1 protein-coding gene is annotated in these 588 nt (G+C 61.9%); it reads left to right on the top strand.

Annotation, left to right across the window (positions count from 1 at the left end):
• On the top strand, positions 1-588 hold a 588-nt coding region (locus BraRD5C2_RS33570; protein WP_223975717.1), incomplete at both ends, for an IS481 family transposase.

A 588-nucleotide genomic window follows, 5' to 3' on the forward strand; every position in this document is an offset into this window, starting at 1 on the left:
CGAGCCGGTACGGCGCTATGAGCGCGAACAGCCCGGCGAGCTCATCCATATCGACATCAAGAAGCTCGGCAGGTTCGTCAGACCAGGCCACCGCATCACGCATGACCGCCAGATGGGAGAAAGCCGTGGCGCCGGCCACGAGTTCGTCCACGTGGCCATCGACGATACATCGCGCCTGGCCTTCTCCCAGATCCGGCAGGATCAGAAAAAGGAGAGCGCCGTCGCTTTCCTCAAGGAGGCCGTCACCTACTATCGCAGCCTCGGCATGAAGGTCACCGGCATCATGACCGACAACGGCTCCTGCTACCGCGCCAAGGCCTTCGCCAGAGCGTGCAGCAAGCTCGGCCTCAAGCACATCTTCACCAGGCCCTACAGGCCGCAAACAAACGGCAAGGCCGAACGCTTCATCCAAACAGTGCTGCGCGAGTGGGCCTACGCTCGCGCCTACGACACCTCAGACCAGCGCGCCAAAGACCTGCCAATCTGGCTTCATCACTACAACTGGCATCGTCCGCACGGTAGTCTGCAAGCCAAACCACCCATCAGCCGCCTCGGCCTTCCGATGGACGACCTCCTGAGATTCCACAG

It is taken from the genome of Bradyrhizobium sp. RD5-C2, assembly GCF_019972155.1.
Classification (GTDB): Bacteria; Pseudomonadota; Alphaproteobacteria; order Rhizobiales; family Xanthobacteraceae; genus Bradyrhizobium.